At 58.9% G+C, this 13756-nt stretch carries 14 protein-coding genes; 6 read left to right on the top strand and 8 right to left on the bottom strand.

Annotated features, from left to right (window positions below; translation table 11 throughout):
* Nucleotides 1-217 precede the first annotated feature (217 nt).
* The gene (locus tag AC5I5B_RS04280; protein ID WP_107675885.1) at nt 218-481 is read left to right on the top strand and encodes a hypothetical protein; all 264 of its coding nucleotides are present in this window, start codon (nt 218-220) and stop codon (nt 479-481) included.
* Nucleotides 482-536: 55 nt separating this feature from the next.
* Here AC5I5B_RS04280 and AC5I5B_RS04275 read toward each other — a convergent pair whose 3' ends face one another.
* Complete coding sequence (locus tag AC5I5B_RS04275) at nt 537-1013, bottom strand: hypothetical protein (RefSeq protein WP_111834151.1); 477 nt, start codon at nt 1011-1013, stop codon at nt 537-539.
* Nucleotides 1014-1084: 71 nt separating this feature from the next.
* Entirely contained in the window at nt 1085-2089 is a 1005-nt protein-coding gene (locus AC5I5B_RS04270) for a LysR family transcriptional regulator (protein ID WP_003509470.1), read from the bottom strand.
* A gap of 255 nt (nt 2090-2344) precedes the next feature.
* On the opposite strand from AC5I5B_RS04270, the gene chvE reads away from it, so the two are divergent.
* The 4 genes from chvE to araD1 all read left to right on the top strand — a co-directional run bounded on the left by chvE (nt 2345) and on the right by araD1 (nt 7346).
* On the top strand, nt 2345-3409 hold the full coding sequence (chvE, locus tag AC5I5B_RS04265; protein WP_060725212.1) for a sugar ABC transporter substrate-binding protein ChvE: 1065 nt from the start codon (nt 2345-2347) through the stop codon (nt 3407-3409).
* Between the two features lie 90 nt (nt 3410-3499).
* A complete protein-coding gene (gene gguA, locus AC5I5B_RS04260) occupies nt 3500-5038 on the top strand; it encodes a sugar ABC transporter ATP-binding protein GguA (RefSeq protein ID WP_111834150.1) in 1539 nt (512 codons plus the stop codon).
* A complete protein-coding gene (gene gguB, locus AC5I5B_RS04255; RefSeq protein ID WP_020809403.1) occupies nt 5035-6231 on the top strand; it encodes a sugar ABC transporter permease GguB in 1197 nt (398 codons plus the stop codon). Before gguA ends, gguB begins: the two co-directional genes overlap by 4 nt.
* A 119-nt stretch (nt 6232-6350) precedes the next feature.
* The gene (araD1, locus tag AC5I5B_RS04250) at nt 6351-7346 is read left to right on the top strand and encodes a 2-keto-3-deoxy-L-arabinonate dehydratase AraD1 (protein ID WP_162691836.1); all 996 of its coding nucleotides are present in this window, start codon (nt 6351-6353) and stop codon (nt 7344-7346) included.
* 204 nt (nt 7347-7550) lie between these two features.
* On the opposite strand, the gene AC5I5B_RS04245 is transcribed toward araD1, so the two are convergent.
* The 6 genes from AC5I5B_RS04245 to AC5I5B_RS04220 all read right to left on the bottom strand — a co-directional run bounded on the left by AC5I5B_RS04245 (nt 7551) and on the right by AC5I5B_RS04220 (nt 12384).
* Nucleotides 7551-7961, bottom strand: a complete 411-nt coding sequence (locus AC5I5B_RS04245; RefSeq protein ID WP_111834148.1) for a VOC family protein — start codon at nt 7959-7961, stop codon at nt 7551-7553.
* 48 nt (nt 7962-8009) lie between these two features.
* On the bottom strand, nt 8010-8474 hold the full coding sequence (locus tag AC5I5B_RS04240; protein WP_111834147.1) for a GNAT family N-acetyltransferase: 465 nt from the start codon (nt 8472-8474) through the stop codon (nt 8010-8012).
* A 117-nt stretch (nt 8475-8591) separates the two neighbouring features.
* On the bottom strand, nt 8592-9188 hold the full coding sequence (locus tag AC5I5B_RS04235; protein WP_020809406.1) for a class I SAM-dependent methyltransferase: 597 nt from the start codon (nt 9186-9188) through the stop codon (nt 8592-8594).
* Between the two features lie 4 nt (nt 9189-9192).
* Nucleotides 9193-10008: a transglutaminase family protein gene (locus tag AC5I5B_RS04230; protein ID WP_003509486.1), complete on the bottom strand. Its 816-nt coding sequence runs from the start codon at nt 10006-10008 to the stop codon at nt 9193-9195.
* Nucleotides 10009-10029: 21 nt separating this feature from the next.
* Nucleotides 10030-10971, bottom strand: coding sequence for an alpha-E domain-containing protein (locus tag AC5I5B_RS04225; protein WP_003509488.1), 942 nt, complete (start codon nt 10969-10971; stop codon nt 10030-10032).
* 3 nt (nt 10972-10974) lie between these two features.
* Nucleotides 10975-12384 carry a circularly permuted type 2 ATP-grasp protein gene (locus tag AC5I5B_RS04220; protein ID WP_003509490.1) on the bottom strand — a complete coding sequence of 470 codons (1410 nt, stop codon included), beginning with the start codon at nt 12382-12384 and terminating at the stop codon, nt 10975-10977.
* Between the two features lie 430 nt (nt 12385-12814).
* Between AC5I5B_RS04220 and AC5I5B_RS04215 the strand changes: the two genes are divergently transcribed.
* Nucleotides 12815-13711, top strand: a complete 897-nt coding sequence (locus AC5I5B_RS04215) for a DMT family transporter (protein ID WP_003509492.1) — start codon at nt 12815-12817, stop codon at nt 13709-13711.
* Nucleotides 13712-13756: the final 45 nt, after the last annotated feature.

Here is a 13756-nt window from a genome sequence, read left to right as displayed (position 1 = left end):
CGGCTGCAGGGTGCGGCCTGATGTTCCCGTCTTTCCATGGTTTGCGATATCGGCAACCATCTTCCCGCGCTGGTCTTTCACGTCAGCCTGATCGGCAGCGGGCCGAATTGCGTTGCAATTCTCCCGCGAAACCGCCAAGACGCATAAGCATCTTCACGTCTTGTGGCGTGAAGGCGCAATCATGCGATCGACTGGAAAGGCCCGGGACGGGAACGCCATGCTGAATATCGATACGAGTCATCCGCTTTATCGCCCCCTGTGGGTCCGGTTGCTCATTGTCGGCTTTTGCGCCGCATGGGCCGTCATCGAATTCGTCAATCGCGAGTTTTTCTGGGGAACTATCGTTGCCGGCGTCGGGGCTTATGCGGCCTATGAATTGCTGCTGAAGTTCAAACCCGCAAGCGATGCCGACAAGGGCGGGAATGGCACGGATGAGCCCGCCGCCGAAAGCACGCCCACCGATAAGAACGATGCGGGCTGAAGCGCCGCTCATCTTCCGTTTTATATATTTTCCGAGATAAGGCGACCCGGCATTTTCAGCGGAAATGCTCGCGCGTTCGCAACATCCGGATCGCCTGGTCGATCAGGAGATTGGCCGCCGTCATGCGCAGCGTCGCATTGTGCCGGAATTGCGGCTTCACCCGGTCGGGATGATTGAGGCGGGCAAAAGCGCGCCGCTTTTCCGCAAGCGTTGCGGCCGTGTCGGTTTCGTGGATCGCCAGTTCCGCGGAGACATCGGCAAGCGAGGTCTTTTCGAGATGAGCCGGCATTGCTTCCGGCTCGGGCTCCGGTTGAGGTTCCGGCGGTGGCGCGGGCTCAGCCATGAAGGCGAGATAGGCATCGAGATTGCCGTTCGAGGGCAGCGGCGCTTCGATATGCGTGTCGAGGACGAAACCCGAGCTGAAACCGGCAATGCGGTGACCGGCGGGCGGTGGCGGTTCCACGCCTTCCTCTTCTTTTTCCTGTTTCAGCCTTTCGACGACCGATTGGAAAACGGATTGTCCGAAGAGCATGCGGCTGTTCCCTCGCCGGTCTGACTATCCGGCCTTTATGCACTGTGAAGGTGGTGTCTGGCTTGCCGCCGTTACGGGCCGGTCAGCTTGCGGCTCTCATCCAGAACCAGATCGTAGAGCAGGCGGGCGCTGGGCGGCAAAACCCGGCCCTTGGTGGTGATGATGCTGTAGGGCTTCACAACCAGTTCGAAATCTGTCGGCAATATGCGGGTTCGGCCGATATCGGCCTGCTGGCCGGCAACGAATTCGGCCATGTCCTGGGCGATCGGCGCAATCGCATCGGTGTTGCAGATGAGGGCGAGCGTCAAAAGCATGGAGGGCGTGTTGATGATGTTGCGCGGCATGGTGACGCCGTGGGTCAGAAAGACATCCTCCATGGTTCTGCGCAAAAGCGCGCCGGGCGGCTGGAAAACCCAGTCGTAACCGGAGAGATCCTGCAGGGTCACGGGCTCGCCGCGCAGCAGGGGGTGGCCTTCGCGCACGACAAGACAGGCGCGCTCGATGCCGATTTCATGGATGGAGAAGAGGCCGGGGTCGAAATCATCGGGAATGCGGCCGATGATGAAATCGTGGCGCGCGGCCAGCAGTTCGCGCGCCAGCACGTTGCTGCTTTCCACCTGCACGTTGATTTCAATGCCGGGATAGGTGTCCATGGCGCGCCTTATGGCGGGAACCACGAGGCTGATGGCAGGCGCGGTGACGGCGCCGATATAGACCGAGCCGCCGCTGCCTGACTTCATCTGGTTGAGCTCGCGGCTCGCCTCGCGCAGTTCCAGCAGGATGGTGCGTGCGCGGCGCGCCAGCGCCTCGCCGAATTTCGTCAGCACCACCCCGCGCGAGGCCCGCTGACAAAGGGGTGATTTGACGATCGCCTCCATTTCCGCGAGCATGCGCGAGGCTGCTGGCTGCGTCATGTTCATGGCGGCCGCCGCTGCGCTGACCTGCCCGTGCTCCTCGATCATGACCAGCATGCGCAGGTGGCTCATCTTCAATCCGGCCCGCAGCAAAGGGTTGTCCTCAAAGACGAAAAGGGCCTCTGTTGTTTGCGCCTGCTCATACACTTTTTGGTTGTTCATTCGTGGTTTTATACCCCTCATCGGTTTTTGTATCGATTTAATATATCATAATTGATATATGGAAACTGATTTATTCTATTTGACAGTTATATGGATTCAGAACAATTTGCGGAATGCCGGGGAGGAGCGGCAGCTGTTCCATTTCGCAATTGCGAAATCGGGGTGAGCGCAACGCGGCTTCTTCCTCTGACGGCATGAATTTCATGGTGCACCGCAACATGCGGGCTCCAGAGAAGGGCTCAAGGGAGAGAGTTAATGAAGTCCATTATTTCGCTGATGGCGGCTTGTGCCATCGGTGCTGCTTCTTTCGCAGTGCCGGCTTTTGCACAGGACAAGGGTTCCGTTGGTATCGCCATGCCGACCAAGTCGTCCGCACGCTGGATCGACGACGGCAACAACATCGTGAAGCAGCTTCAGGAAGCCGGTTACACGACCGACCTGCAGTATGCCGATGACGATATTCCGAACCAGCTTTCCCAGATCGAAAACATGGTCACCAAGGGCGTCAAGGTCCTCGTGATCGCATCGATCGACGGCACGACGCTGTCGGACGTCCTGAAGCAGGCTGGCGAGCAGGGCATCAAGGTCATCGCTTATGACCGCCTGATCCGCAACAGCGGCGATGTCAGCTACTACGCAACCTTTGACAACTTCCAGGTTGGCGTTCTGCAGGCGACTTCGATTGTCGACAAGCTTGGCGTGAAGGACGGCAAGGGCCCGTTCAACATCGAGCTGTTCGGCGGCTCTCCTGACGACAACAATGCGTTCTTCTTCTATGACGGCGCAATGTCGGTTCTCCAGCCTTACATCGACAGCGGCAAGCTCGTCGTGAAGTCCGGCCAGACCGGCATGGACAAGGTCGGCACGCTGCGTTGGGATCCGGCAACGGCCCAGGCCCGCATGGACAACCTTCTGTCCGCTTATTACACCGACGCCAAGGTTGACGCCGTTCTGTCGCCTTACGACGGTCTCTCCATCGGCATCATCTCCTCGCTGAAGGGCGTTGGTTATGGCACGAAGGACCAGCCGCTGCCAGTCGTTTCCGGTCAGGACGCTGAAGTTCCCTCCGTCAAGTCGATCATTGCAGGCGAACAGTATTCCACCATCTTCAAGGACACCCGCGAACTCGCCAAGGTGACCGTGAACATGGTCAACGCTGTTCTGCAGGGCAAGGAGCCGGAAGTGAACGACACCAAGACCTATGAAAATGGCGTCAAGGTCGTTCCGTCCTACCTCCTGAAGCCGGTTGCCGTTACCAAGGAGAACTACAAGCAGGTTCTCGTCGATGGCGGTTACTACAAGGAAGACCAGCTGAAATAAGCTGAAGACACATGCGGGGATGACTTGGCGTCATCCCCGTTTTTCCATAAAAATAAAAACGCCGGAATTAATCGGGCGCTGGATTGCGATATGGCCAATACCATTCTCGAAATGCGGAACATCACCAAGACGTTTCCGGGCGTGAAAGCGCTTGAGAACGTCAACCTCAAGGTTAAGGAGGGTGAGATCCACGCACTCGTCGGTGAGAACGGCGCGGGGAAGTCGACCTTGATGAAGGTCCTTTCCGGTGTTTACCCCGCCGGCACCTATGAGGGCGAAATCCACTATGAAGGCGCAGTGCGGAATTTTCGCGCCATCAACGACAGTGAAGATATTGGTATCATCATCATTCACCAGGAGCTGGCGCTCGTGCCGCTTCTGTCGATTGCGGAAAACATCTTCCTTGGTAACGAGGTCGCCTCGAACGGCGTCATCAGCTGGCAGCAGACCTTCAACCGTACCCGCGAACTTCTGAAGAAGGTGGGTCTGAAGGAATCGCCGGAGACGCTGATCACCGATATCGGCGTTGGCAAGCAGCAGCTGGTCGAAATCGCCAAGGCGCTGTCAAAGAGCGTGAAGCTGCTCATCCTCGATGAGCCGACGGCTTCGCTCAACGAAAGCGATTCCGAGGCGCTGCTGAACCTGTTGATGGAATTCCGCAAGCAGGGCATGACCTCGATCATCATCACCCACAAGCTCAACGAAGTGCGCAAGGTGGCCGACCAGATCACCGTGCTGCGCGACGGCATGACGGTGAAGACGCTCGACTGTCACGAGGAAGAAATCAGCGAGGATGTCATCATCCGCAACATGGTGGGGCGCGATCTCGAAGATCGTTATCCGCCGCGCGATGTGCCGATCGGCGAGACCATTCTCGAAGTCAAGAACTGGAACGCCTATCACCAGCAGCATCGCGACCGTCAGGTTCTGCATGATATCAATGTCACCGTGCGCAAGGGCGAAGTGGTTGGCATTGCCGGTCTGATGGGGGCAGGGCGAACCGAATTTGCGATGAGCGTTTTCGGCAAGTCCTATGGCCACAAGATCAGCGGCGAAGTGCTGATCGACGGCAAGCCCGTTGACGTCAGCACCGTGCGCAAGGCGATCGATGCCGGTCTCGCCTATGTGACGGAAGACCGCAAGCATCTCGGTCTCGTGCTCAACGACAACATCCTGCACAATACCACGCTCGCCAATCTGGCCGGCGTGTCGAATGCCAGCATCATCGACGACATCAAGGAAATGACGGTGGCGAGCGATTTCCGCACGCGCCTGCGCATCCGCTCGTCGGGCATCTTCCAGGAAACGGTCAATCTTTCGGGCGGCAACCAGCAGAAGGTTGTGCTCTCCAAGTGGCTGTTCTCCAATCCTGACGTGCTGATCCTCGATGAACCGACCCGCGGTATCGATGTCGGCGCGAAATACGAAATCTACACCATCATCAACCAGCTCGCTGCCGACGGCAAAGGCGTTCTGATGATCTCATCGGAAATGCCCGAACTGCTCGGCAATTGCGACCGCATCTACGTCATGAACGAAGGCCGCATCGTCGCTGAATTGCCGAAGGGAGAGGCGAGCCAGGAAAGCATCATGCGCGCTATCATGCGCTCAGGGGAGAAGAACTCATGAGTTCGGCAAACACCACAAACGAAGAAAGCAACGTCATCTCGGTCGGGTCGTATATTCGCTCCAATATCCGCGAATACGGCATGCTGATCGCGCTCGTCGCTATCATGGTTTTCTTCCAGTTCTACACCGGCGGCATCCTGTTCCGCCCTGTGAACCTGACCAACCTCATCCTGCAGAACTCGTTCATCGTCATCATGGCGCTGGGCATGCTGCTCGTCATCGTGGCCGGGCATATCGACCTTTCGGTCGGCTCCATCGTCGCCTTCGTCGGTGCGATCGCGGCCATATTGACCGTGCAATGGGGCATGAACCCGTTTCTTGCGGCGCTGATTTGTCTCGTCATCGGCGGCATTATCGGTGCTGCCCAGGGTTACTGGATCGCCTATCACCGCATTCCGTCCTTCATCGTGACGCTGGCGGGCATGCTGGTGTTCCGCGGCCTGACGCTGTTCGTGCTGGGTGGCAAGAACATTGGCCCGTTCCCCACCGATTTCCAGATCATCAGCACCGGCTTCCTGCCTGATATCGGTGGTATCGAAGGTCTGAACACCACCTCGATGATCCTGACATTGCTGATTACGGTCGTGCTGTTCTATCTGGCCTGGCGCCGTCGCGTGGTGAACGTGAAGCATGGCATCGACGTCGAGCCGTTCGGTTTCTTCATTGTGCAGAATCTGCTGATCTCAGGTGCTATTCTGTTCCTCGGTTACCAGCTGTCCACCTATCGCGGCCTGCCGAACGTTCTGATCGTGATGCTGGTTCTGATTGCGCTCTACAGCTTCGTGACGCGCCGCACGACCATCGGCCGCCGCGTTTACGCCATGGGCGGCAACGAGAAGGCGACCAAGCTTTCCGGTATCAACACCGAACGCCTGAGCTTCCTGACCTTCGTCAACATGGGCGTGCTGGCCGGTCTTGCCGGCATGATCATCGCGACACGCCTCAATTCGGCAACGCCGAAGGCTGGCGTGGGCTTCGAGCTCGATGTGATCGCGGCCTGCTTCATCGGCGGTGCTTCGGCTTCCGGCGGCGTTGGCAAGATTACCGGCGCGGTTATCGGCGCTTTCATTATGGGCGTCATGAACAACGGCATGTCGATTGTCGGCCTCGGCATCGATTTCCAGCAGATGGTCAAGGGCCTCGTGCTGCTCGCCGCCGTGTTCTTCGACGTCTACAACAAGAACAAGGGCTGATCGGCCCCAACCCTATCGCAGTCAAAAAAGTGGCCGGTTTCCGGCCACTTTCATAAGATGCAGGCGTTATGCGCCGCGTAGAAGAGACAAGGCGCTTTGCGCCGGAGGAAGGAAATCCCGTGCTCATTTCACAGATCAAAGATGCCAGTGGCAAAATCACCGTAGCGGTTCGCGAAGAGGGCGGGCAGGCGCACGCCGTCAAAGGTGCGGAGTCGGTTTACGCACTCGCCATGGAAGCCGCCAATGGCGGCAAGAGCCTTGCCGATGTCATTTCCGCCCATGGTCTGGGCGATGCTGTCGATCTTGAAAAGGCCTACGCCGAAGGTCGCTTCCTGCCGCCGATCACCCATCCCGATCCGGCGCACCTGCATCTGACCGGTACTGGCCTTACCCATCTCGGTTCGGCTGCGACCCGTGACAGCATGCACAAGAAGACCACGGAAGCCGCCGAGGAAAGCCTGACGGATTCCATGAAGATGTTCCGCATGGGTCTCGAAAACGGCAAGCCCAAGGCCGGCGAAAAGGGCGTTCAGCCCGAATGGTTCTACAAGGGCAACGGCCATGTGGCGGCGGCGCCCGGCGCGGCTCTCACCTCTCCGTCCTTTGCGCTCGATGGCGGCGAAGAGCCGGAAATGGCCGGCATCTACGTGATCTCGGACAAGGGTGAGGCGGTGCGCATCGGCTTTGCCGTCTCGAACGAGTTTTCCGATCACGTCACCGAGCGGATCAACTATCTCTACCTCGCCCATTCCAAGCTGCGCCCGGCAAGCTTCGGCCCGGAAATCCGCGTCGGTGCTCCGCCGTCCGATATTCGCGGCACCTCGCGCATCCGCCGCGGCGACAAGGTGATTTTCGAAAAGCCGTTCGTTTCGGGTGAGGACAACATGTCCCACACCTTCGCGAACCTTGAATATCACCACTTCAAATACGGCCTGTTCCGTGCACCGGGCGATGTGCATGTGCACATGTTCGGAACGGCGACGCTCTCCTTCGCAGAAGGCATCAAGCCGGAAGCGGGCGATGTCTTCGAGATCGAGGCCGCCGGTTTCGGCCTGCCGCTGAAGAACCCGCTTGCGGTTGATGCGGAAGAAGAGATCACCGTTCGCCAGATCTGATCTGCGGACTGCGCGTGAAAAATGGTCGGGGGTGGGTCATCCCTCCCTCGACGTCATCCTCGGGCTTGTCCCGAGGATCTGCGACCGATTGATTTTACGCGACGTGGATAGATCCTCGGGACAAGCCCGAGGATGACGCAAGATGATAGCTCTTTCATCCCATTCATTGTCCCTTTCGCGTCGGGTAACTTTCAGGCGCTTGCCTCATCCGAACCCCCACAGTTTGCCTTCCCCAACCTCCACCGAATTACCCGCCGGATCGCGGATATAGACGGAATAGCTGTCATTAGGCCAACGGTGGTAATGTTCGATGGGAATTCCAAGCTTTTCGAAACGAGTCTTCCAGCCGTCCACTTCCGACTTGTCCTTCGCGTAAAAACAGAAATGGCCTTGCCCCACCGCACCGTGGCGCGGGATCGGATTGTCGGGGTCGGCCCGGCGGGATTGCTGCGGGTCGAAGATCAGCAGCATCTGCTGCCCGCATCTGAAGAAGATGAATTGCCCGGGCAGCCTGCGCACCACCTCCAGCCCGAAGACATCCCGATAAAAGGCCTCGGCGGCATCGAGATCATCGGCGTAAATCGCGGTTTCCATAAGGGCGGCTGGTGGGCGCATGGTTTCCTCCGGTAGTCCATGGGCTGTCCGGTGCGGGGACAGACGGCTTTAAATTTTCGCGCTGTAGGTGAGCACCGTCAGATCGTGTTTGCCGACACCACGTTCCAGAACGGTCCAGCCGCAACCGGTGTAATAAGTTTCCAGACCGCGCTGGCAGCAGAGATAGCTGGTCTCGTGGCCGAGTTCGGCGACCCTTTGTGTTGCCGCCTGCATGAGCGCCCGGGCCACGCCTGAGCGCCGGCGATCTTCCTCCACCCAAAGGGCGGCGACCCAGGGAAGATATTGCGGCCGCTCTTCCAGATCGCAATGGATGAGGAAGGCGGAGCCGACATAGTCGTCGCCGTCATGGGCAACGAAACCGGTGGGCAGCGTATGGGGGTTGGTCATGTCTTTCAGGTGCTCGGCGACGTCGCCCACCTGAAGACCGCTATCCTGCCACCATGCCGTCCAGACCCGCTCGGCGATGACGGGTCCATGCGACTGGCAGTCGCGATAGTCGGAAATGCTGTACAAGGCCGTCTCCTGGCCGGCTTTCCTCCCGCGGGCGGAAGCCGGATCATGCTTTCAAATCGATGCGGAGATTAAACCGGGTAGGAAGGGGTTTCGCAACCGCCAACTTGTCGCGCCGGATCAGGATTTCGTTGCCGTCACATGCAGCCATGCGGTCGGGAGATTGTCGTAACCGCTGCCCTGCCGCGCCTCAATCTCCACCGCCGTCCAGTCAAACTGTCCGTAAACGTCTTTCAGCCAAGGCTTCGAAGGATAATTGTAGTAACGGCCGAACATGTCGCGTCCTTCCGTCTCTCCCGCCTTGAAGCTGGCATAAAAAACGCCGCCCTGTTTCAGCGCCGTGTGGATGCGGCCGATAATGCCCGGCAGGGCGGGACGGGGCACATGCAGCAGGCAGGCATTGGCCCAGACACCGTCATATCGCTCACGCTCATCGATATTCTCGAACAGCAATGTCCTGACGGGAATGCCGAGCCGGATTTCCGCCGCTTTCGCGATGTCAGGCGTTCCATCGGTGGGATGAACGTCGAAACCGGCGGCCAGCATGAATTCGCTGTCCTGACCACCGCCGCATCCCAGTTCGAGAATGCTTGCGCCCTCTGGCAAGCGCGCCAGAAATGTCTCCAGATACGGGCGGTCCGCCGCCTGTCCCCGTGATGTATAGGCTGCGGCGTTATCAGTATAAAAGCCGATTGTATCGTCGTCCTTGCCGGCCATCATCTCAGCTCTGTGACTGGCTCTGCGACTGCTGCACGGTGACCGAAACGCTCAGCGTCTCACCCGCCGGGCCGATGCGCATTCCTGATATCGGCGCGCAGTCGCGGTAGCAGAGACCGGATGCGATGCGCACATAACGGTCGTCGGGGCAGATATTGTTGGCGGCGTCGAAGCCCACCCAGCCCAGCCCCTGAAGATGCACCTCGGCCCAGGCGTGGGTGGCGGTCTGTTCCTCCACCTCTTCCATCATCAGATAACCGGAAATATAACGCGCGGGCAGGCCCATCAGCCGGGCGGCGGAAATCAGGATATGGGCATGGTCCTGGCAGACGCCCTTGCCCGCTTCCAGCGCCGTTTCCGCCGTGGTTTCGATGTCGGTCGAGCCGGGAACATAGTCCACCTTGTCGTGAATATTCTCCATGAGGTTATGCAGGCGGGCAAGCTCGGTTTCGCCCACGCTCACCTTCACCAGTTCGCGCACAAGCTTTCCCGGTTTCGTGCGCGGTGTTTCCCGCAGGAACAGCCAGAGCGGTGCATTGCCGATGTGGTGCCCGACAACGCCGGCCTTGTCCTGCGTGCTCACCGTGCCGCTTGCCACGACCTTCACCCGCTTTTGCGGGCCTTCGGTTTCCACCAGCGCGACGCGGTTGCCGAAATGGTCGTCATAGCTCACTTCGACGGTGGCGCCATCGACCGAGACATCCCAGTCTTCGACCGTCTGGCTTGGGCCGGTCTGCGGTGTCAGGCGCAGCCGCTGCAAAGCATAGGGCATCGGCTCGTCATAGACATATTCCGTCGTATGGGTGATTTTCAGACGCATAAGCTGTCCCCGTCCACGCGCTTATTGATAGAAGCGGTAGCCTTCCGTGATTTCCTGTCCCAATTGTCCGTTGCGGTTGACAAATCTCTCCAGAAATTCGTGCAAGCCCTCATCCATCACCCGGCCGATGGTGGTCGTGCGCAGGCTGTCACGAATGCTCTCGGCCGTGTCATGCGCCTTGTGCCTCTCGCTGTAGTCCTCGGCGATGTAGTTGAGGTTGCTGGCGATCTTTTCATAACAATAGGCAAGCGAGCGCGGCATGCGGCCGTTGAGAATGAGGAAGTCGGCAATATTGGACGGCTTGTATTCCGCATCATAGACCCAGCCATAGGAGCGGTGGGCCGAGACCGAGCGCAGGATGGATTCCCACTGCGCATTGTCGAGCGACGACCCCACATGCGCCACCGCCGGCAGCAGCACGTAATATTTGACATCGAGAATGCGGGCGGTGTTGTCGGCGCGCTCGATGAAGGTGCCGATACGGGAGAAATTATAGAGATCGTTGCGCAGCATTGAACCGTGGAAAGCGCCGCGCACCAGACCGGCGCGATGTTTGATGACATCGATGGTCTGCGGCAGCTCGGCGTGGCTGAGCTTGCGGCCGAGGATGTTCTTCAGCTCGATCCAGAATTCGTTGGTGGCTTCCCATGTCTCGCGCGTCAGCGCCGTGCGCACCATGCGGGCATTGTTACGGCCCGCCTCGATGCAGGACATGACGCTGGAAGGGTTGGCCTTGTCCCGCAACAGATAATCGATCGCATTCGCCGCCGTCACCTTCTCGCGCGTTTCGAGAAATTCGTCGTGCACGCCGGCGCTTTGCAACACGCCGTCCCAATCCTCATCGCCGCTGCCGCTGCGTGTCAGTGAAACGCGCAGGCCCGCATCGATCAGCCGGGCGATGTTTTCAGCGCGCTCGATATACCGGAACATCCAGTAGAGCCCGTTTGCCGTTCTGCCCAGCATGGCTTAATCCTCCAGTACCCATGTATCCTTGGTGCCGCCGCCCTGGCTGGAATTGACCACGAGCGAGCCCTGCTTGAGGGCAACACGGGTCAGGCCGCCGGGAATGATCTGCACCTTGTCCGAGACAAGCACATAGGGACGCAGATCGACATGGCGCGGCGCAATGCCGTTTTTCACCATGATCGGCACGGTGGACAGCGACAGCGTCGGCTGCGCAATATAGTTGGAGGGGCGGGCCCTCAGTTTTTCTGCAAACAAAGCGCGCTCGCGTTTCGTCGCGGTTGGGCCAACCAGCATGCCGTAACCGCCCGAACCGTGGACTTCCTTGACAACGAGATCGGCGAGGTTGTCGAGTACGTATTTCAGGCTGTCCGGCTCCGAACAGCGCCAGGTCGGCACGTTTTCGAGAAGCGGCTTGCGGCCGGTATAGAACTCGACGATCTCGGGCATGTAGGAATAGATAGCCTTGTCATCGGAAATGCCGGTGCCGGGCGCATTGGCGATGGTGATGTTGCCGGCGCGATAGACATCCATGATGCCGGGCACGCCGAGCGCCGAATCCGGCCGGAAGGTCAGCGGATCGAGGAAATCATCATCGACGCGGCGGTAGAGCACGTCGATCGCTTCGTAGCCGCGCGTGGTGCGCATCTTGACCTTGCCGTCCATGACGCGCAGGTCGGAGCCTTCCACCAGTTCCACGCCCATCATGTCGGCGAGGAAGGAGTGCTCGTAATAGGCGGAATTATAGATGCCGGGCGTCAGCACCGCGACGCGCGGCTTGCCGGAACAGCCGGGCGGTGCGAGCGAAGCGAGCGACTGGCGCAGCAGATAGGGGTAATCCTCCACCCGGCGCACGCGGTTTTCGTGGAAGAGTTCCGGGAACATCTGCATCATCGTCTCGCGGTTTTCCAGCATGTAGCTGACACCTGAGGGGGTGCGGGCATTGTCTTCCAGAACGTAGAACTGGTCTTCGCCGGTGCGGACAATGTCAGTGCCGACAATATGGGTATAAACGCCGCCGGGCGGAGTGAAGCCGATCATTTCCGGCAGGAAGGCTTCGTTTTTCTCGATGATTTCGCGGGGAATGCGCCCGGCGCGGATGATTTCCTGCTTGTGGTAGATATCGTCGAGGAAAGCATTGAGGGCGAGAACGCGCTGTTCGATGCCCTGGGCCAGTTTGCGCCACTCGCGGCCGGAGATGATGCGCGGGATGATATCGAAGGGGATCAGTTTTTCTGAACTATCGGCATGGCCATAGACTGCGAAAGTAATACCGGTTTTCCGAAAGATGTTTTCCGCGTCTTTTGATTTCTGGATCAGGTGAGCCCTGTCCTGTCGGCTGTACCACTCGTTATAGTTTTCATATGGGCTTCGCGGCGTGTCGTCCGCATTTATCATTTCGTCAAATGCCAACTTCGATGTCCCCTTTTTTGCCATATGAATACAACGCCAAATGCAATGCAAGAACTATGCAGGCCTCCCCGAGAAGATTTTTTACCGCCCTAGAGTTTTAAAAAAGAAGCGTTTTTTCGGTTTCAGCCTATAAATGCGGCATCGGCAAATTGGTTGCGCGGTGACGAGGGGTGTAATGGGGTGGTGTCGCTGTGTGCGCCGTGGGCGAATGCATAAATTTTGTTCGTTCGCTTTCGGTTGATGAATATCCGGCGTCGCATCAGAAAATCTGAAAGATGCGATCACGAAAACGCCTTTGACCTTGGGTCGGGATGCGGATACCGCCATGCTGATACCCGGTTCGATCATTCGCCGGTTTGCGTGAAGCCGCAGAAATATCAATTCGCCGCCTGTCCCGGTTACGGCATCATGCGGCACAGTGGATGTTCCCATGTCACTCGACCGTCTGGCTCCGGCCATCTTCGTCTTTCTCTGGTCGACCGGCTGGGTCACCGCCAAATATGCGGTCTATTATACCGGGCCGCTGACCTTTCTCTGTCTGCGCTATCTTCTGGCGGGAGCGCTGCTGTGGGCGATCTGCCGCTTTTCCTCCATCCAGTGGCCGCAGCGGCGCGTCGACCTTTTCCGGGCGATCCTGTCCGGCGTCTTCCTGCACGGTCTTTATCTTGGCATGATCTGGTGGGCGATCGGGCAGGGCGTGCCGGCGGCGATCGGCGGCATCATCGCCGGTCTGCAGCCGCTGATGACGGCGGTGGCTGCCCGCTACATGATCGGCGAGAAAATCTCGCCCTTGCAGCGCGCGGGCCTATTGCTTGGATTTGTGGGCATCGCCATTGCCGTGCTGCCGAAGGTCATGGCGACGGGCGCATTTGGCCTCTCCGTGCCGCTTTACGCCGTGGCGGTGAATGTGCTGGGCATGACGTCGGTTACCTATGGCACCCTCTACCAGAAGAAATATGTCCATGGCGGAAACATCATGGCGGTGGCAACGCTGCAATATGTCGGTGCGCTGCTGGTGACGGTTCCCTTCGCGCTTTTGCTGGAGGATGGACATGTGGACTGGAGCCTCGGCCTTGCTGCCACGCTCGCCTGGTCCGTGGGTGCGATCTCCATTGGCGCCGTGGCGCTGCTTCTTTATCTGATCCGGCGCGGGCAGGTCTCGCGGGCCGCTTCGCTGATCTATCTCGTGCCGCCGCTTGCGGCCGTGGAAGCTGCGCTGCTTTTCGGCGAAACACTGACACCGGCCATGATTGCCGGCACTGTTTTGGCGGTGACGGGGGTCTATCTCGCCAACCGCAAACCTGCCGCAACGGTTGTTGTACGTTAATTACTACAACCGCATATTAGGGGTTTGTTAACCATAAAATTATAC

Source organism: Agrobacterium sp. (assembly GCF_059499945.1).
The sequence above is the reverse complement of the archived record's forward strand: the minus strand, read 5'-3'. Positions and strand labels throughout refer to the sequence as shown.